The organism is Nonomuraea maritima, from assembly GCF_900100395.1.
Classification (GTDB): Bacteria; Actinomycetota; Actinomycetes; order Streptosporangiales; family Streptosporangiaceae; genus Nonomuraea; species Nonomuraea maritima.
In genome coordinates this window covers 235146-257387 of record NZ_FNFB01000001.1, presented here as the reverse complement: position 1 = coordinate 257387, position 22242 = coordinate 235146, and the positions used below count along the sequence as shown (strand labels likewise).

20 protein-coding genes and 1 pseudogene are annotated in these 22242 nt (G+C 69.6%); 13 read left to right on the top strand and 8 right to left on the bottom strand.

The genetic code is table 11. The features are described from left to right. Positions 1-120: 120 nt before the first annotated feature. Positions 121-1920, bottom strand: a complete 1800-nt coding sequence (locus tag BLR04_RS01315; RefSeq protein WP_090758667.1) for an ABC transporter ATP-binding protein/permease — start codon at positions 1918-1920, stop codon at positions 121-123. Positions 1921-2373: 453 nt separating this feature from the next. Between BLR04_RS01315 and BLR04_RS01310 the strand changes: the two genes are divergently transcribed. After that, positions 2374-4236, top strand: a complete 1863-nt coding sequence (locus tag BLR04_RS01310) for an ABC transporter ATP-binding protein (RefSeq protein WP_090758665.1) — start codon at positions 2374-2376, stop codon at positions 4234-4236. Here BLR04_RS01310 and BLR04_RS01305 read toward each other — a convergent pair. After that, positions 4227-4763, bottom strand: coding sequence for an alpha/beta hydrolase (locus tag BLR04_RS01305; RefSeq protein ID WP_176902880.1), 537 nt, complete (start codon positions 4761-4763; stop codon positions 4227-4229). The genes BLR04_RS01310 and BLR04_RS01305 overlap by 10 nt on opposite strands. On the opposite strand from BLR04_RS01305, the gene BLR04_RS01300 reads away from it, so the two are divergent. From BLR04_RS01300 to BLR04_RS01265, 9 genes and pseudogenes are all read left to right on the top strand, one after another. Further along, the gene (locus BLR04_RS01300) at positions 4762-5088 is read left to right on the top strand and encodes a cupin domain-containing protein (protein WP_143021916.1); all 327 of its coding nucleotides are present in this window, start codon (positions 4762-4764) and stop codon (positions 5086-5088) included. The genes BLR04_RS01305 and BLR04_RS01300 overlap by 2 nt on opposite strands. 440 nt (positions 5089-5528) lie before the next feature. After that, positions 5529-5722 (top strand): annotated as a pseudogene (locus BLR04_RS42690) (IS5/IS1182 family transposase); the annotation flags it as partial. Further along, positions 5674-5907: a hypothetical protein gene (locus BLR04_RS42685; RefSeq protein ID WP_090758663.1), complete on the top strand. Its 234-nt coding sequence runs from the start codon at positions 5674-5676 to the stop codon at positions 5905-5907. The pseudogene BLR04_RS42690 and the gene BLR04_RS42685, both read left to right, overlap by 49 nt. A gap of 24 nt (positions 5908-5931) precedes the next feature. Next, entirely contained in the window at positions 5932-6150 is a 219-nt protein-coding gene (locus BLR04_RS42680; RefSeq protein ID WP_425413419.1) for a hypothetical protein, read from the top strand. A gap of 221 nt (positions 6151-6371) precedes the next feature. Beyond that, entirely contained in the window at positions 6372-7526 is a 1155-nt protein-coding gene (locus tag BLR04_RS01285) for an EfeM/EfeO family lipoprotein (protein ID WP_176902879.1), read from the top strand. After that, positions 7523-8803: an iron uptake transporter deferrochelatase/peroxidase subunit gene (efeB, locus tag BLR04_RS01280; protein WP_218128680.1), complete on the top strand. Its 1281-nt coding sequence runs from the start codon at positions 7523-7525 to the stop codon at positions 8801-8803. Before BLR04_RS01285 ends, efeB begins: the two co-directional genes overlap by 4 nt. Positions 8804-8852: 49 nt before the next feature. Then, on the top strand, positions 8853-10496 hold the full coding sequence (locus tag BLR04_RS01275) for a phospholipase C (protein WP_090758659.1): 1644 nt from the start codon (positions 8853-8855) through the stop codon (positions 10494-10496). Between the two features lie 326 nt (positions 10497-10822). Then, positions 10823-11122 carry a hypothetical protein gene (locus BLR04_RS01270; RefSeq protein ID WP_090758657.1) on the top strand — a complete coding sequence of 100 codons (300 nt, stop codon included), beginning with the start codon at positions 10823-10825 and terminating at the stop codon, positions 11120-11122. 115 nt (positions 11123-11237) lie between these two features. Beyond that, a complete protein-coding gene (locus BLR04_RS01265; RefSeq protein WP_090758655.1) occupies positions 11238-11549 on the top strand; it encodes an EthD family reductase in 312 nt (103 codons plus the stop codon). A 46-nt stretch (positions 11550-11595) separates the two neighbouring features. Here BLR04_RS01265 and BLR04_RS01260 read toward each other — a convergent pair whose 3' ends face one another. The 3 genes from BLR04_RS01260 to BLR04_RS01250 are packed head-to-tail and all read right to left on the bottom strand — an operon-like array spanning position 11596 to position 16921. Then, positions 11596-12972, bottom strand: coding sequence for an SLC13 family permease (locus tag BLR04_RS01260; RefSeq protein WP_090758653.1), 1377 nt, complete (start codon positions 12970-12972; stop codon positions 11596-11598). A 26-nt stretch (positions 12973-12998) separates the two neighbouring features. Then, entirely contained in the window at positions 12999-15785 is a 2787-nt protein-coding gene (locus BLR04_RS01255) for an FAD-binding and (Fe-S)-binding domain-containing protein (RefSeq protein WP_090758651.1), read from the bottom strand. Then, positions 15782-16921, bottom strand: a complete 1140-nt coding sequence (locus tag BLR04_RS01250; protein WP_090758649.1) for a pyridoxal-phosphate-dependent aminotransferase family protein — start codon at positions 16919-16921, stop codon at positions 15782-15784. The genes BLR04_RS01255 and BLR04_RS01250 overlap by 4 nt, the downstream gene beginning before the upstream one ends. Positions 16922-17009: 88 nt before the next feature. Between BLR04_RS01250 and BLR04_RS01245 the strand changes: the two genes are divergently transcribed. Beyond that, a complete protein-coding gene (locus BLR04_RS01245; RefSeq protein WP_090758647.1) occupies positions 17010-17723 on the top strand; it encodes an IclR family transcriptional regulator in 714 nt (237 codons plus the stop codon). 7 nt (positions 17724-17730) lie between these two features. On the opposite strand, the gene BLR04_RS01240 is transcribed toward BLR04_RS01245, so the two are convergent. Continuing rightward, positions 17731-18339 (bottom strand): copper chaperone PCu(A)C, encoded by a 609-nt coding sequence (locus BLR04_RS01240; RefSeq protein WP_090758645.1) that lies wholly within the window; start codon positions 18337-18339, stop codon positions 17731-17733. Between the two features lie 171 nt (positions 18340-18510). Between BLR04_RS01240 and BLR04_RS01235 the strand changes: the two genes are divergently transcribed. Together BLR04_RS01235 and BLR04_RS01230 are read left to right on the top strand one after the other, a co-directional pair. Then, on the top strand, positions 18511-19842 hold the full coding sequence (locus BLR04_RS01235) for an MFS transporter (RefSeq protein ID WP_090758643.1): 1332 nt from the start codon (positions 18511-18513) through the stop codon (positions 19840-19842). Between the two features lie 49 nt (positions 19843-19891). After that, entirely contained in the window at positions 19892-20629 is a 738-nt protein-coding gene (locus BLR04_RS01230; RefSeq protein WP_090759478.1) for a class I SAM-dependent methyltransferase, read from the top strand. Between the two features lie 48 nt (positions 20630-20677). On the opposite strand, the gene BLR04_RS01225 is transcribed toward BLR04_RS01230, so the two are convergent. After that, positions 20678-21247 (bottom strand): hypothetical protein, encoded by a 570-nt coding sequence (locus BLR04_RS01225; protein ID WP_218128679.1) that lies wholly within the window; start codon positions 21245-21247, stop codon positions 20678-20680. Positions 21248-21471: 224 nt separating this feature from the next. Beyond that, a complete protein-coding gene (locus BLR04_RS40395; RefSeq protein ID WP_090758641.1) occupies positions 21472-22050 on the bottom strand; it encodes a CHRD domain-containing protein in 579 nt (192 codons plus the stop codon). Between the last annotated feature and the right edge of the window lie 192 nt (positions 22051-22242).

Genomic DNA, 22242 nt, shown 5'->3' with positions numbered 1-22242 from the left:
GACAGAAATTTCGCAACGTGATCGGTGGTGTTCCAGGGCACTGCCGTCTCTCCTCATGACTGTCGGGGCGTCCAGTATCGAGGAGGGGTTCACCGCGGATCCTGGCAGGTGGGAACGTTCCTATGCCGGTGCCATGCCCCAGCGGCCGGCGCCCAGCAGGTTGAGGTGGTGCGTGTGGAAGGCGTTCAGCGTGCTGCGGTGGCCGACGCTGACGACCATGCACATCGGCAGCTGTTCGCGGACGAGCCGGTACAGCGCGTACTCCAGCCCTTCGTCCATGGCCGACGTGGCCTCGTCGAGGAAGACCAGCTGCGGCCGGCTCAGCAGGATCCTGGCGAACCCGAGGCGCTGCTGCTCGCCGGGCGACAGGATGCGCGACCAGTGCGCCTCGTCGTCGATCCGGAGCTCCAGGTGGCCGAGCTGTACGCGGTGCAGCGTCTCGCGCGCGAGCTCGTCGTCGATGTGGGCCGACGCCTCCGGATAGGCCAGGGCGGCGCGCAGGCTGCCCATGGGCAGGTACATCTGCTGCGACAGGAACAGCGTGTGCCCGCCGGTGGGCCTGCGGATGACGCCGTGCGCGTGCGGCCACAGGCTCGCCATGCTGCGCAGCAGGGTCGTCTTGCCGCTGCCCGAGGCGCCCTTGACGAGGAGCGCCTGCCCAGGGCTCATCGTCAGTGACAGCCCCTCGATCAGCGGAACGCGGTCAGGACGCCAGACCCGCAGGCCCTCGATGACGAGCGCGTCCGGACGGTGGGACACGGTCGGCGACGGCAGCCGGCGCGACTCGTGGTTCACGTCCATCAGGGCCGTGAGCCGGTTGAGGGCGGCACGGTAGCCGGCGAAGGTGTCGTAGGAGTTCCTGAAGAAGGACAGCGAGTCGTGCACCTGGCCGAACGCGTCGGCGGTCTGGGTGACGTCGCCGAGCGTGAGCGTCTTCGCGAAGAAGCGCGGCGCCTGGATGATGTACGGGAAGACCTGCGCCACCTGGGTGATCGAGTCGTTGAAGCCCAGCAGTTTCAACCTGCGCAGCGCGATGGCCCACGTGTTGGCGATGACCGCGGCGAACTTGCCGCACAGGGCCGCCCGCTCCACCCGCTCGCCGCCGTAGAAGGCGATGCACTCGGAGTGGTCGCGCAGGCGGATCAGCGCGTAGCGGAACGACGCGGACAGCCCCTCCCGCAGGAACTCCAGGCTGATCAGCGGGCGGCCGACCCTGAAGGCGATCACCGACGCCACCAGCACGTAGACGTACGAGATCACCACCATGGCCCGTGGCACCTCGAAGCCGAACACCGGGATCGGCCCCGACAGCCCCCACAGGATGGCGGTGAACGACACCAGCCGCAGGGCGGCGTCCACCGCGCCGATGGCGAGGTCGCAGGACTCGTCGACGAACTGCTGGACGTCCTCCTGGATGCGCTGGTCGGGGTTGTCGACGGGCTCCTGGACGAACTGGCCCCGGTGGTAGGCGTGCCCCTTCAACCAGTCGGCGATCATGTGGTCGGTCATCCACGTCCGCCAGTCGATGGTGAAGCGCTGGGCGACGAGGTAGCTGGCGAGGGACCCTGCCACGTACAGACCGGCGAGGACCGCGAAGACCACGATGGAGGTCCAGAAGTCGTGCGCGTCCAGCCGTCCGAGTGCCGTGAACATGCCGTTCAGCGCGTAGGAGATCAGCACCGACAGGCGTACGAGCAGGACCGTGAGCGCGAGGATGAGCAGGACCGTGACCAGCGGCACCAGGCTGCGCCGCGGTTCGAAGTAGGGGAACGTGAGCCGCCGGAACTGGCGTCCCCACCCGGTGTAGCGCACGAGCAGCCAGACCACCACGGCGCACGCGACGAGGGTGACGAGCGAGGCCGCGGCCGTCCACGTGAGCGTGGGAAGCCACAGGTGACGCCAGTCAAGGCTTACTGTCATGGTTAATAACTGTAAGTCCGATTAATGCCTCTTTGTAGGGGTAAAAGGTAATTTGTCGTGATCAGCCTGTGATCTGCGTCCATCCCACGCGCCCCTGGCCCAGCGGCCGCCGCAGCCCGACCCCACCACCACACAGCCGACGAACAACACCAGAAGCGCCCACCCCACCGAGCCCCCACCGAAACCGACCGCCCCTCCGAGCCTCTCAGGGCTGCCACCGAAACCGACCGCCCCTCCAAGCCTCTCAGGGCCGCCACCGGAAGCGACCGCCCCTCCGAACCTTTCGGGCCGCCACCGAAAGCGCTCGACCCTCTCAACCCCTTTCAGGACCGCCACCCGAAATGGCCGCTGCGTCCGTTGCGGGCCGCACGGGAGGACGGCCGGGCGGTAGGAGTCCGGCAGGGTGTGCTCGCGGGAACAGAAACTGTCGGTGCCCGCGTACACACTCTCAGCATGCAGAATGAGTCCCTCGAACTCGGCGAGATCTCCTTCCCCAGCTGGAGCGTCCACACCGATCAGATGGCGCAGGTCGGCTTCCTGACCATCGCCAGAAGGCTCCCCTCGCTCGTCTCCCAGGCGCTGCGCATGGCCTGCCAGGCGAGCAGGCGCGACACGCTGGCCGTCGTCGCGCTCAACCTGCTCGGCGGCGCGTTCACCGCGTTCGGCCTGCTGGCCACCACCGGCGTCCTCGGCGCGCTGTTCGCCGATGGCCCTACCCCCGACCGCGTCGTCGCCGCGCTGCCCAGCCTCGCGCTGGTCGCCGTCGCGGCCGCGCTGCGCGCCACCGTGCAGGCGGGCGCGGGCTGGGCGGAGTCCCGCCTCGCCCCGCAGATCGTCCGCCTCACCGAGGAGCGTCTGTACGGCCTGACCAGCCAGGTGGAGCTGGTCGCCTACGACGACCCCGACTTCCACGACTCCTTGGAACGCGCCAACGCCCGCGGCGTCTACACCGCCGAATACGTGGTGTCGGCGGCCGCCGACGTGGTCACCGCGCTGGTCGGCATCACGGCCGTGGGCGGCGTGCTGGGCATTCTCCACCCGGTGCTGCTCCCGCTGCTCCTGCTCGCGGTGCTGCCCGACGCCTGGGCGGCGGTGCGCAGCGCCCGCATGCGCTACGCGACGATGTACTCCCTCATCCCCGCCCACCGCCGCAAGTGGATCATCGGGCGCCTGCTGGCCGAACGTGAGTCCGCGGCCGAGGTGCGCGCGTTCACGATGCGCGGCTTCCTCATGCGCCTGTACGACGCGGTGGCCAAGGCCGAACAAGACATCATGCTGACCCTGGCCCGGCGCCAGACGTCCGCCCGGCTCGTCGGCGAGGCGCTCGGCGGCCTCGGCACCGCCCTCGTCTACGTGGTGCTCGGCATCCTGCTGGCGGTGGCGGCGATCCCGCTGGCCGTGGCCGGCACCGCGGTCCTCGCCATCCGCACGGGTCAGACGTCGCTGGCCAACCTCATGTACGCCACCAACCGCCTCTACGAGCAGGGCCTCTACTTCACCGACTTCCTCGAGTTCTGCGGCGAGGCCGAGCGGCGGCTGACCCGCCCCCGCTCGCTCGCCGCCCCCACGCGCTTCTCCGCCGTCACGGCGCGCGACGTCGTGTTCACCTATCCGGGCACCGAGACGCCCGCCCTGGCCGGCGTCTCGGTGGAGATCAAACAGGGTGAGGTCATCGCGCTCGTCGGCGAGAACGGCTCCGGCAAGAGCACCCTCGCCAAGATCCTCGCGGGGCTGTACGAACCCGACTCGGGCACCGTCCACTGGGACGACACCGACCTGCGCGAGGTCGACCCCGACGAGCTGCGACTGCGCACCGCCGTGATCGCGCAGGACCACACCCGCTGGCCCCTGACCGCCCGGTACAACATCACGATGGGCACCGACAAGGGCGAGCCGGCGCTGCACGCGGCCGCGGCCGTGGCAGGGGCCGACGAGGTGGTCGCCGGCCTGCCCAACGGCTACCGCACCCTGCTCGACCGCCGTTTCAAGGACGGCCACGAGCTCTCGGGCGGTCAGTGGCAGCGCATCGCCGTGGCGCGAGGCTTCCATCGCGACGCCGTCCTGCTGATCTGCGACGAGCCCACGGCCGCCCTCGACGCCCGGGCCGAACACGCGCTCTTCGAACGCATCCGCGCCCATTCCGACGGCCGCACCGTCCTGCTCATCACCCACCGCCTGGCCAGTGTCCGCTACGCCGACCGCATCTACGTCCTGGCCCACGGAAAGGTCACCGAGGAGGGTGACCACGAGACGCTCATGTCCCTGAACGGTCTCTACGCCGACCTCTACACCCTCCAGGCCAGCGCCTACCGCTGAGTGGATCGCGCTGTTCCGTCGATGAGGGCGGCCAGGTCACCCGGCTGTGACAGGAACGGAGAATGACCGCTGACGAGGCGGCGCGTCTCGGTGGCCTGGGCCGCCATTTGCTCCTGCAGCGCGGGCGGGATGGCCCTGTCGTGCTCGGTGAGGATGTAGGTGGACGGGATGTCCTGCCAGGCAGCAGCGTCGACCTTCTCCGCGAACGAGCGGATCGTCTGGTTGACCAGCATGCTGAGGGCCTGCTCGGCCTTGGCGTCGGGCAGATCGCCATAGAGCGAGGTGCGTGGTTCGTCGATCAGGGGAAACAGGCCGGTGGTGTCCTCGGGGTCGGGAAGGCCATGGATCGCGTACATCGACTGCCCCTTGGCCGGCATGTACGCGGCCAGGTAGATCAGCCGCTCGACGTTACCGGCCCCCGCGGCGGCCTCGGTGATCGGGATGCCCCCGTAGGAGTGACCCAGCACTACGACCGGCCCGTCGGTCGACGCCAGCACCTCGCTCAGCAGGGCCGCATCGTCGTGCATGCCCGCAGTGGGATGTTTTCCAGCGCTCAGCAACGAAGGCGCCAGAGAGTTCGAGTTCATCAACGGACATGAGAAGATCACAGCCGGTACGAGCGACTTCCTCTACATCCCCAAGGGCACCCGCCACGCGTTCAAGAACATCAGCCAGAACACGGCCAGGCTCCTCGTCTTCTACACGCCCGCCGGGCCCGAGTCCTTCTTCCTGACCCACGGCGAGACGGACCGGGCTCCGGAACCCTGGCCGGAGGAGAAGTTCAACGAACTGGTGGACATCCTGGGGGCCCACAACATGGTGCTGCTCCCGAGCGACCACGACTGGGACTGAACCTGGGCCAGCGGGCCTGTGAGGGCTGCGGGCCCGGCCTGGCACCGGATGGCCAGGGGTATGTTGCGCGCCGGCAGTGGTGTCGCGATCCGATGGAAGGCCGGCCATGAAGGGGCACGATTCATGGCCGGCGTCTCCGGCACGCTCGACGCTTCCCATGCGGATCCGCAGCCGCTCCACGCGGGTTCTTCCGGATGTCCGGTGGTCGAAGAAGCTCGGGTGGTCACCGGACGATGTCGAGTACCGGTTGGTGGACTGCGCGCTTGACGGCATGAAGGAGGGCGGTTGAACGACAGCTATGACGCCCGTAAGAACGCGGATCCGTGAGGGTTATCAACCTGAAGCCGCAGGTCGAGGGCATGCCATGCGGGTAGGCATGATCGAGGCTCTGGCAGAAGGATTGTCGACCAAGATCAACTTTTACAACCAGAGGCTCCGAGTTGCTGTTCTATCGTGCCGCCGTCGATTTGTTGCCTCAGACCCTGAACTACGTCGCCGGGCTGATCCGCCGGCACCGCAAGGCGATCGGCTGGCCTTGGCGGCGGCTGAACCCGGTCAGCAGGCGCTGCTCGTGCTGGTCTACCTGTGCAAGGGCGAGTCATTCACCGAGGTCGTGCCGGTTTCGACCATCTGGGGACCTCGGGTGCGCTGCCCGGCAAGGCCCACGACCTGAGCGCCGCCCGCATCTGGGGCATCCTGCGCGCCCTCGAACGGGCCGGGAAGGTCCTCCGCAAGCTGCGCTGCAGCCCCTCCAAGGTCGGCCACCTGTGCAAGGCCGTCGCCGTCCTTCACAACCACCGCGTCGCGCAGGCCGCCTGAGGATGAAAAACGTTCAGTGGTGAAATGATCACCATCTACGTCGACAGCTACGGAAGGTCCGGACCAAGCCAGCCCGATAGGGTCATGATCTATGGCTACGCCGGATCGACTATCACGACGATCCTCCAGCCCCGAAGCCCAACATCCTCGTCCCCCTCGGTCAACGTCGTGGTCACCAAAGATGCCGGCGACATTCTCATGATCCGGCGCAGCGACAACGACAGGGCTGAGCAGCCGGGATAACGCCCGAATGAACATTTCTTGACACTCTGGGCGGTGTCGCTGAACTGAGCATGAAGCTCGCGGGAAGACTCGTGCGTCAAACGACTGTGCTGCTAAGTGTGGCCTTAAGTTCAGTTTGTTACCAGATGTCTACCTTGCGAGTCCTTGCTGTGCGTTCTTCCGTTTTTGTCGTACCAGGCGGGCGGCGGCTGTCGGTTGTTGCGGCCGTGATCGTTACGGTCGTGATCGTTGCAGTGAGTGCGGTGTTCGTGTCGCGGACCTTCGGTGCAAGTCGGGAGCCGTCTACGCCTTCGGCGGGCGCGATAGCGGTTGTGAACGGCTTCGATGCATGTGGTGACGGCTGGTCGGGTCCGGCCACCGGCGGCGCGTTCGATTTCGCGGTGTCGAATTCCACCATCGCCGGTGAAGCGGTCTACCTCGAAGGGGCCGATGACCGGAAGGTGTATGCCGAGGCTGAGGGTCTGGGCCCGAGCACGGTCTACCACCTGCGGGTCACTCTCGCCGACGGCCGGTACCGGTTCGTGTGTATGCCGGCTGGTAACGATCCGATCGCCGGGCCGGTGGTGACGGTGCGCGATTCCCCGGCTGGGCTTGTCCCGACTCCTGGCATCGAGGTGGTGACCCGAGCGGATTTGCTTCCCGCCGCTCACACCTACAACGAGTGGGTCGACTCCCGTATCAAGGGACTGGCGAGCGACGCGCAACGACTCGCCACAGCGATTGTGAGTGGCGACCGTGCTGTCTCACAGGCGGCTTGGCTGACGGCCCAGCAGGACTACTCGCGCCTCGGTGCGGCCTACGGGGCGTTCGGGGATCTGGCCGACGCTGTTGATGGTGATCCAGCCGCCGGTAGCTCGGCGCTGGAGGACTCCGATCTGCACGGGCTGCGCAAGATCGAGGCGCTGTTGTGGAGCGATCGACCGATCGCCGACGCCGCGCCGGTTGCCTCGCGGCTCATCACCGATATCGGATCGTTGACGGCGACGCTGGCCAAGACCCCGGTGAACGCCATCGATCTCGGTCTGCGTTCGCATGAGATCTTGGAAGACGCGATCCAGTTCACCCTCACTGGCGCCGACGACGCCGGTTCGCACACCGGGTTGGCGGTGATCGCTGCCGATATCGAGGCGACCCGCGCGGTGCTCGAGCCGATCCGCCCCCTCGTGACACCCCGCTACGCCGGGCTGAGCGACGCGGACGCATGGCTGGCCCGCACCGCGACCTTGGTTGCCTCCTACCAGACCGGCGGTACCTGGCGGGCGCTGGATTCGCTGGACCGCGCCCAGCGCGAAGCGCTCGACGCCGACCTGGAGCGCACCGTGGAGTTGCTCGCCCCGATCGCCGCGATCACCGACCCGAGGGTGGCCGACCAGTGACCCGGAACCGGAACGCCGGCACGGGCGGAACCGGCCCCACGCGGATGGTGGGCCGGCGTGGGTTCCTGGGCGCGGTCGGCGCGAGCCTCGGCACCGCCGCCCTCGGCGCGGGGATCGGTGCGGCGGCCGTTCGCGCCGACGCAGCGCCATCGGCTGCGGATTCGTCGGCCGCGCCCAGGCGGTTCGCCTTCCACGGCGAGCACCAGCAGGGCGTGCTCACTCCGCCCCAAGCCGCAGCGGCATTCCTGGCGCTCGATGTCACCGCAGCCGATCGTGCCGAGCTGTCCGAGCTGTTCCAGGCGGTCACTGGCCGGGCACGGTTTCTGGTTGCTGGTGGTGCGCCGCCGTCGGTCGGCATCTCGGCGCCGCCGTCGGACTCCGGCGTCGTGGGGCCCGACATCAGCCCGGATGGTCTGACCGTGACGCTGTCGGTGGGCGCGAGCTTGTTCGATGACCGTTACGGGCTGGCGGATCGGAAACCGGCCCGGCTGGTGACGATGCCGGACTTCCCGAACGACGCGCTGCGCCGCGACATGTGTGACGGGGACCTCCTGCTGCAGTTGCGCGCCGACCATGCCGACACCGTGATCCACGCCATGCGCGACATCACCCGCGCCACCCGCGGAGGCATGGCTGTCCGGTGGCGGACCGACGGGTTCATCTCCCCGCCTCGCCCGACCGGAACACCCCGCAACCTGATGGGGTTCAAGGACGGCACCGCGAACCCGAACATCGACGACCCGGCCGAGATGGCACGGCTGGTCTGGGCCGCGACCGACGGTAGCGAACCCGCCTGGACCGCGGGCGGCAGCTACCACGTCGTCCGGCTCATCCGCATGCTGGTCGAGTTCTGGGACCGGGTTTCGCTGCGCGAGCAGGAGAACATGATCGGCCGCTCACGCGACGTCGGCGCGCCCCTGACCGGAGTCAACGAGACGGACACTCCGGACTACCTCAACGACCCGAACGGTGACGCGATCCCCACCGGCGCCCACATCCGGCTCGCCAACCCGCGTACGCCCGCGACCGACTCTTCGCGGCTGCTGCGTCGCGGCTACAACTACAACGCCGGCACCGACACCAACGGCCAGCTCGACATGGGCCTCATCTTCACGACCTTCAACCAAGACATCAAGCGGCAGTTCGCCGCCGTGCAGCAGCGGCTGGCCGATGAAGCCCTGACCGACTACATATCGCCGTTCGGCGGCGGCTACTACTTCGCGCTGCCCGGTGTCCGCGACTCCAACGACTGGCTCGGCCGGACCCTGATGAACTGACCGGCCCGCCGAAGCACCAACCAAAAAGAAACCCGAAAGGCACCATGCAATGAGCTCCATCGGTCATAAACGCGCCGCCATCGCGGCCGCGTCGGTTGCCGCCCTGGCCGCGACCGTGTTCGGCGTCGCTAACCTCGGCACGTCAGCCAACGCCGCACCGAAGGCCGGCAATTCCGCCAAGACTGCGACCCCGATCAAGCACGTCGTGGTGATCTACGATGAGAACAACTCCTTCGACCACTACTTCGGCACCTACCCGCATGCGGCCAACACCGACGGCACCACGTTCACCGCCAAGGCGGGAACGCCGATCCCGAACAACTACATCTCCCACCCGGACCTGCTCACCAACAACCCGAACGCGTTCAACCCGCAGCGTCTCGACGCGGCGCACGCGCTCACTTGCGACCAGTCCCACTCCTACGGCAGTGAACAGAAGGCCTTCAACGGCGGTCTGATGGACCGCTTCGTCGAGGAGACCGAGACCAGCAGCTGCAGCCCGTCCACCCTCTACGGCACCGACGGACTCGTCATGGACTACTACGACGGCAACACGGTGACCGCGCTGTGGACCCTGGCCCAGAACTACGCCATGAGCGACAACAGCTTCAGCACCGGCTTCGGCCCGTCCACGCCGGGCGCTCTCAACCTGGTCTCGGGCAACACCTCCGGCGCGCTCAGTGTGAACTCCGTCACCGGGGTCCCGACCTCGACCACCACGACGACCGTGACGAGCGACCCTGACCCGTTCTACGACGACTGCGCCGACAGCAACCACACCAAGACCGGCAACCTCACCAAGATGACCGGCAAGAACATCGGCGACCTGCTCAACGCCCGCGGCGTCAGCTGGGGATGGTTCGAGGACGGGTTCACGCCGACCACGACCGCGGCCGACAGCCCGACCGGCTACGCCGTCTGTGGCGCCCAGGTGCCGATCACCGCGCAGAACGCGAACTTCCCGCTCGGCGCCTATGTGCCGCACCACGCGCCGTTCGCCTACTACGAGTCGACCTCCAACCCGCACCACCTCCTGCCCGCCTCGCTCGACGAGGTCGGCCACGACGGCCAGGCAAACCACAACTACGACGTCAGCTACTTCTACCAGGCGCTGGCCGCCGACAAGCTCCCCGCGGTCTCCTTCGTGAAGGCCGCGGCCGCCCAGGACGGACACCCCGGCAGCTCCAACCCGGTCGACGAGCAGATATCCCTCGTCAAGGAAATCAACGCCATCGAGGCCTCGCCCGCCTGGGCCGACACCGCGATCGTGATCGCCTACGACGACTCCGACGGCTGGTACGACCACGTCGCCGCCCCCATCACCAACGGCAGCGCCGCCAGCGGCAACTCCGCAATCTGCACCGACGCCGCCACCCTCGACATCGGCGGCCAGATCAACCGCTGCGGCCCCGGCACCCGCCAGCCGCTCCTGGTGATCTCGCCCTACGCGAAGAAGAACTTCATCGACCACACCCTGACCACCCAGTCCTCCATCCTCAAGTTCATCGAGGACAACTGGAAGACCGGAAGGATCGGCGGTGTCTCCGCCGATGCCACCTCCGGAGACCTGGACAACATGTTCGACTTCAAGGCGCCCCCGGGACAGGCGATGCGCCTCACCCTCGCCGCCAACGGCACCGTCGCATCCGAGACAAGGGTCCACGGTAACGGAAACGGCAACCGCAAGAACTAGCAGAACTCCTACGAACCACTGAATGGAACACCTCAAAGTGGGCGGGGTCAGCTTCTGCTGACCCCGCCCACTGAGCTGTTCGGCGCACCTCCACAAGCCATCGGCCGGATCGTCGCAGCCGCCCTCGTACTGCTGCACAACCACCACGACCGGACCACCTGACTACACCAAGTGATCAATTCGTTGCGCGGAAAGACTCGACCTCTTGGAGGTGCTCGACGACGGTAAGTCGGACAAACTCATCCTGCCGGTGCTGGCGCTGCTCGCCTTCGTGTGGATCAGGGACCGCAATCGGCAGGCCCGGGTGGGCGACACTCGGCACCCGGATGGACGTCTGCTCCACGATCCTCGCCGCCTGCTGGTTCCGGCAGCACAACTCCCATCTTCCTTGGAACTTCGAGCTGGAGAACAGCCTGGAGCGATCGCGGGTGCTGGAGCTCGGCAAGGCCCCTTTGCTCAGCTCCCCGCCGACGGTCGTGGAGACGAGGCAGCTGTTCGCGGCGCTGGGCATCCCGCTGACGGACCACTTCAAGGACTCCGACGTGGTGAGCATCGTGCGTGCGGCCCTCAGCAGGATCGACCCGTACGAGGGACGGGTGCCGGCCACCGCCACCTCCGTCGGCTGACCACCCCAGGCGGTTCAGGACATGGTGTTCGCGAGGGGTTCGTCGGTGGTGCCTCTATCGCGTGCGGTCGGGGAGGAGTTTGATCGAAGGACGACCCGACCCGAGGAGACGGACCGTGGCTTACCAACTCGTCGTGCTCTACCACCACCCGGAGAACGCCGAAGCCTTCGACAAGCACTACGACGAGACGCACGCGCCGCTCGCGGCCCGGCTGCCCGGGTTGCGCGCGTACTCGGTCATGCGGCCCGCGGCCGGGCGCGGTGAGCGGCCCGCGTACCACCTCGTCGCGGTGCTGACCTTCGACGACCAGGACGCCTTCAACGCGGCGATGTCCGGGGAGGAGGGCCGCGCCGCGGTCGCCGACCTGGCCAACTTCGCCGGCGCGGGCACCACGATGCTGACCGGCCCAGCCGGCACGATCCTGTGACGTGCGCCGGTCGTGCCGTCCTTTCGGGCGGCACGACCGGTTGGTGTCAGCCGAGCCAGCCCGGGACGACGAGGACGGCCCAGGCGGCGAGGGGGCCTGCCACGACGACTCCGGCGCCGTACGTGAGGAGCTTGCGGTAGAAGAGGTCGCGTTCCATGCCGCGGACGTTCGCCACGAGGAGCGCGCCCGTGGTGGAGAACGGGCTGACGTCCACGATGGCCGACGAGACCGACAGCGCGGCGATCATCGCGATCGGGCCGAGGGTTCCCTGCGACAGCAGCGGCACCGCCAGTGGCACCAGCGCGCCGAGGATGCCGACCGTCGAGGCGAACGCCGACACGACGCCGCCCACGTAACAGATGAGCAGCGCCACGAGCAGCGGGATGCCGAGGGCGGCCACCGACGCGCCGACGTAGTCGACGGTGCCGATCTCCTGCAGGACGCCCACGTACGTGACGACGCCGCAGATGAGCAGCACGGTCGGCCAGGCCACCCGCTCGACGGCGCCCTTGTTCGCCTTGGGGGAGGTGAGGGAGAGGACCACCGCGACGGTGACGGCGGTCAGGCCCACGTCGAGCTGGAAGGCCAGCACGGCCACGCAGAGCGCGAGGATGCCGACCAGGGTGAGCGCCTGGTGAACGGTGAGCCGTAACCCACCACCCGCCACGGTGCTCGCGTCATGGGTGGTTGCAGGGCCGGTTGCGGGGGCGACCACGGCGGCCGCTCCGCCCTCATCCGCCGCAGAGCCCGACCCGGACACGGGGCTGGAGGCCGGGACGGGGGTGCTGGGAGCGAGGTCGGGGGGTGGGTCGGTGCGGTGGAGCAGGTGGTGGCCGCCGAAGAGGAAGAAGACGATCACAGCCGCCGCGGCGTTGAAGGCGAAGCTCGACAGGAACAGCACGAGGTTGTCGTACGGCAGGCCCGAGTCGTCGGTGACGCCGTTCACGATCCCGCCCAGCACGCTGATCGGCGAGAACGCGCCCGCCTGGGTGCCGTGCGCCACCATGAGCCCGATCAGCATCGGATGGATGCGGTAGTCGGCGGCGAACCCGAACGCGATCGGCGCGAGGATCGCCGCCACCGCCGGTGCGGGCGCGCCCACCGCGGTCAGCAGCGCCGAGATGGCGAAGACGACGAGCGGGATGGCGGCCAGCCGTCCCCGTACGAGGTGCACGGCGGCCCGTACGAGCCAGTCGACCGTGCCGTTGTTGGTGGCGATCGCGAACAGCAGCGTCACCCCGACGAGGATCACGAACAGGCTGCCGGGGAACGCGCCGAGGATGTCGTCGGGGCTCATGCCGGCGGCCAGCGTGCCGACGAGGAAGGCGCCGACGAGGGCCAGCGCCCCCAGGTTGACGGGGAAGACGGTGGCCACGACGAACATCACGATGAGGGCGAGAATGGACAGGAGTTCTGCGGACAAGTGCGTACTCCGTTCTCCCCCGAGCGTCAGTGCAGTCCGGCCGCCTGGTGGATCAGTTCGACCGGGTGGCGGGCGGCGCGTCCCGTCCCGTGGGCGATCTGCTGGCGGCAGGAGACGCCCGTGGCCGCGAGCAGGGTGCCGGGTGCGGACTCGGTGATCGCGGGGAAGAGCCGCAGGCCGCCGATCTTCATGGACAGGTCGTAGTGCTCGGCCTCGAAGCCGAACGATCCGGCCATGCCGCAGCAGCCGGAGTCGATCTCGGTCACCTCCGCCCCGGGGATCTTGGACAGCAGGCCGCGGGTGGCGGCCGTGCCGGTGACGGCCTTCTCGTGGCAGTGGCCGTGCAGGAGGATGCTCCGCCCGCTCAGCGCGTCGCCGAGCACGAGTGAGCCGTCGTCGATGGCCTCGGCCAGCAGTTCGGGGACGAGCCGGGCGCGCGCCGCGACCGCCGCCACGCGCGGGTCGCCGGGGAGCAGGGCGGCGTACTCGTCCTTCAAGGTCAGCAGGCAGGACGGCTCGACGCCGACGATCGGCGCGTCGGAGGCCGACAGCCGGGTGACCATCGCCTCCGCCTTGGTGCGCGCGTCGTCGAGCAGGCCCTTGGAGATGCTGGACCGGCCGCAGCAGCCCTCGGCCTCCAGCCGTACCGTGTAGCCGGCGTGTTCCAGCAGCTCGACGGCGGCGCGCCCGATCGCGGGCTCGCTGAAGGCGGTGAAGGAGTCGGCGAGCAGGACGACCTCGCGGCCGCCTGTACGGGGGGCGGGTCTGCGGGCGTACCAGCGGAGCAGGTTGTCGCGGTGGAAGCGGGGGAGCGGACGTCGGCGGCTCAGCCCGAGCGGGCCGCGGACGGCGCCGGCCAGCCAGTTCGAGACCGGCGCGGTGGCCGAGCCGAGCCGGTTGAGCGTCCTGATCGCGCCGAACACGCGCGAGCGCAGCGGCACGCCGTGGACGTCGTGGTACTGGTGGAGGAACTCGCTCTTCAGCGCCGCCATGTCGACCCCGAGCGGGCACTCCGACTGGCACGCCTTGCACTCGAGGCACAGGTCGAGGATGCCGTGCAGCCGCTCGTCGCCGAGCGCCCGCCGCGGGTCGGGCGACGACAGCGCCTTGACCAGGGCGTTGGCCCGGCCCCGGGTGGAGTGCTCCTCCTCGCGGGTGGCCATGTACGACGGGCACATGACGCCCGTGTCGTCCTTGCGGCACACGCCGATGTTCATGCACCGGTCGGCCGCGGCGTGCATGCCGCCGGCGAAGCTCAGCGTCGTGGCCAGGGGACGCGGCTCGGGCCTGGCCGGGTCACGCAGGTGCTCGGTCATCGGCGGCGCGTCCACGATCTTGCCGGGGTTGAGCCGGTTGTCAGGGTCGAAGACGTGCTTGACCTGCCGCATCGCCTCGTAGATCCGGTCGCCGAAGAGCCGCCGGTTGAACTCGGAACGGGCCAGGCCGTCGCCGTGCTCGCTGGAGTTGACGCCGCCGTGCCGGGCGGTCAGCTCGGCGATCTCCTCGGCGACCGCGCGCATCGTGTCGATCTGGCCGGGCGCGCGCAGGTCGACGAAGGGCCGGATGTGCAGGCAGCCCACCGAGCAGTGGCCGTAGAAGCCGGCCCGCAGGCCGTGCCGGTCGAGGACCTGCGCGAACTCCTCGACGTACGGCAGCAGCCGCTCGGGTGGCACCGCCGTGTCCTCCACGAACGCCAGCGGTCTGCGGCTGCCGACGCTGGAGGCCATGAGCAGGCCGAGCCCGGCCTTGCGCACCTTGAGCACGGCCGTCTGCTGCTCGTCGGTGACCGCCTTGAGGGTGTGGTAGCCGTGGCCGTTCGCCTTCCAGGTGGCGGCCAGCCGGTCGACCAGGTCGGCGACCTCGCCGGGGGCGTCGCCGAAGAACTCGACGAACAGCAGCGCCCCTGGTTCGCCCTCCAGGATGCCGGCGAGCCCGGCGTAGTCGACGCGCTGTTTCGACAGGTCGAGGATGGCCTTGTCGAGCAGTTCGACCGAGGCGGCGTCGAAGGAGAGGGCGTCGGCGGTGGCGGCGACGGCGGTGGCCGTCGAGGTGAAGTGGCCGACGGCGATGGCCTTGGCGCGCGGCCGGTCGACCAGCCGCACGGTGGCCTCGGTGACCACGGCCAGGGTGCCTTCGGAACCGACGAGGAGCCTGGTGAGGTCGGGGTTGCCCGTGGCCAGGCCGCGGGCGGCGGCGTCGAGGCGGTAGCCGCCGGAGTGCCGCCAAAAACGCGGGAAGCCCTCCAGGTCGAGGCCGCGCAGCACCTCGGCGACCGCGGCGTTCAGCCGGGTGTCGGTGGCGAGGTCGGGGGTGGTGGCGTCGGCGAGGACGACGCGCAGCGCCTCGACGTGGTCGATCGTGGAGCCGTAGCGGACGGAGTGACTGCCGGCGGAGTTGTTGCCGATCATCCCGCCGATCGTGGCGCGGTTGCTGGTCGAGGTGTCGGGCCCGAACATCAGCCCGTGCCTGCGGGCCGCCCGGTTGAGTTGGTCCTGCACCACGCCGGGCTGCACGCGGGCGCTGCGGCCGTCGAGCTCCAGGATGCGGTTCATGTGGCGGGAGAAGTCGACGATCACGGCCGCGCCCACCGTCTGCCCGGCCAGGCTGGTGCCCGCGCCGCGCGGCAGCACCGGCACGCCCAGCTCGCCGCAGGCCGCCACCAGCGCCTGGACGTCGTCGGCGTGCCGGGGGAAGGCGACGGCGAGCGGCTCGATGGCGTACATGCTGGCGTCGGAGGAGTACAGGTGCCGGGTGTAGGGGTCGTCGCGGACGTCGCCCGCGATCAGCGGGGACAGCGTGCGCGCGAGACTCATCGGCCGTTCTCCAGGTAGGCGAGCGCCGCCCGGGTGCCGCCTTCCTTGATCGGTACGCCGGCCGCGGCGAGGCCCATCTCGACGCCGCTCAGCGTGCCCGCGAGCATGAGGTCGTTGAAGTGGCCGAGGTGCCCGATCCGGAACACGCGACCGGCCAGGCGGCCGAGGCCGGTGCCGAGCGAGAGGTCGTAGCGCTCGAGGATCAGCCGTCTGAGCGCGTCGGCGTCGTGCCCGTCGGGCATGAGCACGGCGGTGAGCGAGCTGGAGTGTTCGCGCTCGTCGGCGCAGAGCACGTCGAGCCCCCACGACCGGACGGCCCGCCGGGTGGCCTCGGCGTGCCGGTCGTGCCGGGCGAAGACCGCCTCCAGGCCTTCCTCCTCCAGCATGACGAGCGCCTCGCGCAGGCCGTACAGGAGGTTGGTGGGCGGCGTGTACGGGAAGAAGCCCTGCCGGTTGGCGGCGATGACGGGCTCCCAGTCCCAGTACGACCGCGGCAGGCCGCCCCGATGGGCGAGCGCCTTGTCGCTGACCGCGTTGAACCCGATGCCTGGCGGCAACATGAGGCCCTTCTGCGAGCAGCCGACGGTGACGTCGACGCTCCACTCGTCGTGGCGGTAGTCCATCGAGGCGAGCGACGAGATGGTGTCGACCAGCAGCAGCGCCGGGTGGCCTGCCCGGTCGAGGGCCGCTCTGATCTCGGGGACGCGGCTGCGCACGCCGGTCGAGGTCTCGTTGTGCACCACCATGACGGCGGCGACGTCGGGGGTCAGGCGTTCGGCGAGCGCGTCGGGGTCGGCGCCGTGCCGCCAGTCGCCCGGCACGACGTCGACGACCAGCCCCAGCCGGGCGGCCATGGCGCACCACAGGCCGGAGAAGTGACCGGTTTCGAACGCCACGACCTTGTCGCCCGGCGACAGCGTGTTGACCAGCGCCGCCTCCCACGCGCCGGTGCCCGACGACGGGTAGACGACCACGGGGCCGCTCGTACGGAAGACGCCTTTCAGCCGCTCTTGCAGGTCGAGGGCGAGCCGGGCGAACTCGGGCCCCCGGTGGTCGATCGTGGGCTGGGCGATCGCGCGCAGCACCCGGTCGGGAACGTTGGTCGGCCCGGGGATCTGCAGAAAGTGCCGGCCCACTGTCTCGTCCTTCCGTGCCGTGACGCGGCACGGCGTGCCGCTGTGCGGTTCACTTAACCTTAGGTTCGGCCCATGGAGGAGTCAACGCATGCAGAACGTGGTCACCGCGCTGCGGGTGCTCGAAGAGGTCTCCGCCCGCCAGCCCGTCGGCGTGGGGGAGCTGGCCCGCGAACTCGGGCTGCCCAAGAGCACGGTGCAGCGCTCGCTGCGGACGTTGCACGACGCCGGCTGGATCCGGCCGGCCGGGGGCGAGGTCACCCGCTGGCAGGTCACCAGCAAGCTCCTGCAGGTCGCCCGCCGTACCGAGCTCGGCCTGCGCGACGCGGCCGTGCCGGTCATGGAGGAGCTGCGCCAGCAGACCGGCGAGACCGTCCACCTGATGGTCCCGGAGGGCGAGGCGGTCGTGCTGATCGAACGGCTGGAGACCGACAAGCCGCTGCGCATCGTGCTGCCGCTCGGCATCCGGCTGCCGCTGCACGCCTCGGCCAACGGCAAGGCCGTGCTCGCCCACCTCGACCGGCCGCTCGACGAGCTGCCCGCGTACACCGGCACGACGATCGTCGACGGCGAGGCGCTGCGCGCGGAGCTGGCGGCCGTGCGCGCCAGGGGCTACGCCGACAACCGCGGCGAGTGGCGATCCGACATCGCCGCCGTCGCCTCCGCGATCCTCGGCGCGGACGGCTCCCCGGTCGCCAGCATCAGCATCTCGACGCCGGCCAGCCGCATGCCCGATGACCTGCGCGCCGCGTACGGCGCGCTGGTCACCCGGGCGGCCAGGACGCTGACCGGGTCGCTCGGCTGAGCGCACGTCAGCCCGCGGGCGACGGGGTCGGAGACTCCGCCTCCGGCCACTCGGTGCGGCCAGGAGCGCCCGTGGAGCGCGGCGATTCGGTGAGGAACGGCGAGACGCCCGGGCTCGGCGGCGCGGTGGCCGGGGTGGTCGGCGTCGGGGCCTGCGCGGGCACGGTGGGCAGCTGGGCGTACTCTGCCGCGCGTGGCATGACGGGCACCACCATCCGCGCCGACTCGCCGCCGGAGAAGGTGAACGTCATCGGCACCAGCCAGCCGCGCGTCCCGGTGACCGTGCCGATCGGCCGGCTGTTGGTGCCGACCGGCTGGTTCGGCGGCAGCGTGATCGGCCCGGCGAGCTGCACGGACCCGCCTCCGTCCACGGTGACCTGCTCCAGGCGCGCGGGCTGACCGCCCTGGTTGATCAGTACGGCGAACAGGGCCTGCTGAGGGGTGGGTGAGGCCGCGTCGGTGCCGCTCAGCAGGAAGGCGTTGCGGACCAGCATCGTCTCTCCCGCCTCGGCGTTGGCCCCGTCGTTCGGCGGCGGCCACTGGTTGTCCAGACCCGCCTTGGCACATCCGGTGGCGACCAGCGCCATGACAGTCATGGCGGTGACGATGGGGCGCATCGCTCAAGCCCTCCTCTTGTCGGCTACTGGGAACGTTCCCTCGAACCGTCCATCGCTCGGCAGGCCCCGATAAAGCGGGATTCACGGCTTTTTTAGGCCCGTGACCGTCGATCAACTCTGATGTACCGTCAACGCGGTACGCGTGACCTACCTCGTCCGGAGGTTTGGTAGATGGCTGAGCAGCACGGACTCGACGCGACAGGTAACGACAAGAAACGGCAGCTCGTCCGGGCGGTGGTCGCCTCCGCGGTGGGCACCTCGATCGAGTGGTACGACTTCTTCCTCTACGGATTCGCCGCCAGCACCATCTTCGCTGAGCTGTTCTTCCCCAACAGCGACGCGACGACGGGCCTCCTCCTCGCCCTCGGCACCTACTTCGGCGGATTCGCCGCCCGCCCGATCGGCGCGGCGATCTTCGGTCATTACGGCGACCGGATCGGCCGCAAGGCCACCCTGATCATCACCCTCATGACCATGGGCGTCGCGACCGCGCTCGTGGGCCTCGTGCCGACGTACGAGCAGATCGGCATCTGGGGCGGGATCCTGCTCACCCTGCTCCGCCTGCTCCAGGGCATCAGCGTCGGCGGCGAATGGGGCGGATCGGTGCTGCTCGCCACCGAGTGGGGCGACACCAAGGGCGCCAGGCGCGGCTTCCTCGGCAGCTGGCCGCAGTTCGGCGTGCCGGTGGGACTCGTGCTCGGCTACGGCGCCCTTCAGGTGTTCCAGCCGCTCGACCCGTACTGGGGCTGGCGCATCCCGTTCCTGCTCAGCATCGTCATGGCGGGCGTCGGCCTGTACATCAGGCTCGGCATCCTCGAGACGCCGGTCTTCGCCAAGGTGCTGGCGGAGAAGAAGGTCGAGCGCGTGCCCGTGCGCGAGGTGGTGAAGAGGAACTGGCGCGAGATCGTGCTGAGCGCGCTGCTGCGCACCGGCCAGCAGGCGCCGTTCTACATCTTCACCGTCTTCATCCTCACCTACGCCACGCGGACCCTCGGCTTCGAGGCCTCCGACGTCTACCTGTACGTCATGGTGGCGGGCCTCGTCTCGCTGGTGACCGTGCCGTTCTGGGGCTACATCTCCGACATCACGAACCGCAGGAAGCTGTACATCATCGGCTCCGTGCTCATGGTGGTCTGGTCGTTCGTCTACTGGCCGCTGCTCGACACGCAAGTGCCCGCGCTGGTCTTCCTCGCCATCGTGCTGGCCGCGCCGATCCACGACATCCAGTACGGGCCGCAGGCCACGTTCATCGCCGAGAGCTTCACCGGCCGGTTACGCTACAGCGGCTCCTCCCTCGGCTACCAGCTCGCCTCGATCACCGCGGGCGGCCCCGCGCCGCTGATCGCGGTCTGGCTGTACGAGACGTACCAGAGCTCGTTCGCCATCGCCGTCTACATGGCGGTCTGCGCCCTGATCAGCGTGGTGGCGGCGTACGCGCTGAAGGACCGCTCGCGGCAGGACTACGCGATCGAGTACGACGAACCGCAGGCCACAGGGCGCTGAGAATTTATTCGGTGGACACCGCGTGCCGCCCGCGACCATCGTGGGCGGCATGCGACAGGACGAGATCTGGGACACCGAGACCGCCGAACGCTACGACACCCCCGGCACCGGCATGTTCGCGCCCGAGGTGCTCGGGCCGACCGTCGACCGGCTGGCCGAGCTGGCCGACGGCGGGCGGGCCCTGGAGTTCGCCATCGGCACCGGCCGCGTCGCCGTGCCGCTCGCCGAGCGCGGCGTGCCCGTCACGGGCATCGAGCTGTCGCGCCCGATGATCGCGCAGCTGCGCACGAAGGCGGACGAGGCGCGCATTCCCGTGGTGGTCGGCGACATGGCCGAGGCCACCGCGCCGGGCACGTACACGCTGGTCTACCTGGTCTTCAACACGATCTCCAACCTGCTCACCCAGCAGGAGCAGGTCGCGTGCTTCCGCAACGCCGCCCGTCACCTCGAACCCGGCGGCCGGTTCGTGATCGAGCTGGGGGTGCCCGAGCTGCGCGTGATCCCTCCAGGGCAACAGGGCATGATCTTCCATCACGAGCCCGGCTACCTCGGCATCGACACCTACGACGTCCTGACCCAGCACCTGGTCTCCCACCACGTCCGCTTCGGCGAGGGCCGGGAAGCGCGGATCTCGCGCTGCCCCCAACGCTACGTCTGGCCGGCCGAGCTCGACCTCATGGCGCAGCTGGCCGGGTTCGAGTTCGAGAGCCGGCACGCCGACTGGTCGAAGGCCGAGTTCACGGCCGAGTCGCGCTCCCACGTCTCCGTCTACCGCCTGCCCGCCTGACGTCCCCGGGAGCCGTGCGGAGCGCCCGGGGTGGACCACCCGGAGCGGCTAGAAACGGCGGCACTGGCCTTCCTTGTCGCCGCGCACCGCGTTGCCGCCGCCCGTCACCCGCGAGCGGTTGCCCTCGCACTCCAGGTCGCCCTTCACCGAGTTCCGCGACACCCGCAGGCCCCTACGGTTGTCCTCCAGCTGGACGTTGCCGTCCACGCGGTTGCGCTCGACGCGGACGCTGCCCCGGTTGTCCTTCAGCTGGATGTCGCCGTCGACGCCCGTGGAAAGGACGGTGACCGTGCCGCCGTCCTCGACCTGGATGTTGCCCTCGACGCGCGAGCCGCTGGTCACCGATACGGAGCGGGCGTTCTCGGCCTGGATGTCGCCGTCCACGCGCACGCCGCGAGCGACCAGCGTCGCGTTGCCGCCGACCTTCACGTTGCCGTCGACCCTGGTGCCGAGGAGGGTGCACCGTGCGCCCTTCGGGACGCGGACGTCGTCGACGGACACGGCCCGGATCGTACCCGTGCAGGTGCGCGTGTCGGCGTGCGCCGGCGCGGTCAGGGCGAGGCCGCCGAACACGGTGCCGAGGACGGCGCCGGCCACGGTCAGCTTGATCTTCCTCATGTCGTCTCCTTCAGTCAGCTCCGGCCGGGCTCTCCTCCCGGCCACCAGAAGGATCTCGACCGGCCATTGCCGCAACGTGAGACGGACATGAGGGTCTTCTCATGAGAAAGCCGGGCGTGCCGGGCCCCGGAGGAAGGGGAGAGGCCCGGCACGTCATCGGCTCGACGTCCGGCTGACGTCGGCGCGGGTGCGTCCGCGCCGCCGCCGTCGCCGGCGCGGCCGGTCTACCAGCGGCCGCCCTTGGTGAGCTGGCCGCGCACCGCGCCGTCGGGGAACTCGGCGCTGTGGAAGTTGGCGTACCAGTTCTTCGGGTTCGCCTTGATGCGCTTGAGCAGGCTGCTCTTGACCCGGACGGACCCGGCGGCGGTGTTGCCGCGGATGGTGCCGCTGCCCAGCAGGTCGATGACGACGGGACCGTTCTTGCCCGCCTTGCCCTGGTGGATGTGGAAGGCAGTGGGCTTGCCGGTCCTGCGCCACTGGACGAGGAAGAACAAGCGGTCGCCCTGGATGCGGAACTTGGCCACGGCCACGCCGTCCCGGTCGTTGACCTTCTTGCCCGGCTCGCGTACCTCGTTCCTGCCCAGCAGACCGGCGGCGAAGTAGTACTTCGTGGCCGCGGAGGTGTGGCTGTGGTCGTGCGCGGGGGCGGCCGCCACCGCCGTGGCGGGCTTCGCTGCGGCGAGGGCGAGGGCGGGGGTGGCGGTGGTGACGGCCAGCGCCGCGACCGCTGCCGCCGCCGCACCGCCGGCCACGCGCCGCCACGACATCCGCTCGGCGCTCATCCGCTCAGAGGTGTTCGTCATGAGTGTTCCTTCGCAAGAGGGGCTGGGTGTCCGCGGACCCGCTTCGCGCGAGGCCCTGTGAGGACGCCGCAGGACGGCGCCGGGCCGGTCCGCGGCAGGCGATCACTGCTCGTCCACGGGCTCACTTACTGCCCTGCAAGAAAGAACGATCGTTCTCGCAGGCTCACCGTAGACCACGGCCTCCTGTCGGGC

What these genes read in the sequence shown, in the direction of transcription:
- BLR04_RS01300 (WP_143021916.1), top strand. Translation starts at nt 4,762, where the DNA reads ATGCCCGCAGTGGGATGTTTTCCAGCGCTCAGCAACGAAGGCGCCAGA.
- BLR04_RS01230 (WP_090759478.1), top strand. Translation starts at nt 19,892, where the DNA reads ATGCGACAGGACGAGATCTGGGACACCGAGACCGCCGAACGCTACGAC.
- BLR04_RS01275 (WP_090758659.1), top strand. Translation starts at nt 8,853, where the DNA reads ATGAGCTCCATCGGTCATAAACGCGCCGCCATCGCGGCCGCGTCGGTT.
- BLR04_RS01240 (WP_090758645.1), bottom strand. Translation starts at nt 18,339, where the DNA reads ATGCGCCCCATCGTCACCGCCATGACTGTCATGGCGCTGGTCGCCACC.
- BLR04_RS01315 (WP_090758667.1), bottom strand. Translation starts at nt 1,920, where the DNA reads ATGACAGTAAGCCTTGACTGGCGTCACCTGTGGCTTCCCACGCTCACG.
- BLR04_RS01270 (WP_090758657.1), top strand. Translation starts at nt 10,823, where the DNA reads ATGGACGTCTGCTCCACGATCCTCGCCGCCTGCTGGTTCCGGCAGCAC.
- BLR04_RS01235 (WP_090758643.1), top strand. Translation starts at nt 18,511, where the DNA reads ATGGCTGAGCAGCACGGACTCGACGCGACAGGTAACGACAAGAAACGG.
- BLR04_RS01255 (WP_090758651.1), bottom strand. Translation starts at nt 15,785, where the DNA reads ATGAGTCTCGCGCGCACGCTGTCCCCGCTGATCGCGGGCGACGTCCGC.
- BLR04_RS01305 (WP_176902880.1), bottom strand. Translation starts at nt 4,763, where the DNA reads ATGCACGACGATGCGGCCCTGCTGAGCGAGGTGCTGGCGTCGACCGAC.
- BLR04_RS40395 (WP_090758641.1), bottom strand. Translation starts at nt 22,050, where the DNA reads ATGACGAACACCTCTGAGCGGATGAGCGCCGAGCGGATGTCGTGGCGG.
- BLR04_RS01225 (WP_218128679.1), bottom strand. Translation starts at nt 21,247, where the DNA reads ATGAGGAAGATCAAGCTGACCGTGGCCGGCGCCGTCCTCGGCACCGTG.
- BLR04_RS01245 (WP_090758647.1), top strand. Translation starts at nt 17,010, where the DNA reads ATGCAGAACGTGGTCACCGCGCTGCGGGTGCTCGAAGAGGTCTCCGCC.
- BLR04_RS42680 (WP_425413419.1), top strand. Translation starts at nt 5,932, where the DNA reads ATGATCACCATCTACGTCGACAGCTACGGAAGGTCCGGACCAAGCCAG.
- BLR04_RS01310 (WP_090758665.1), top strand. Translation starts at nt 2,374, where the DNA reads ATGCAGAATGAGTCCCTCGAACTCGGCGAGATCTCCTTCCCCAGCTGG.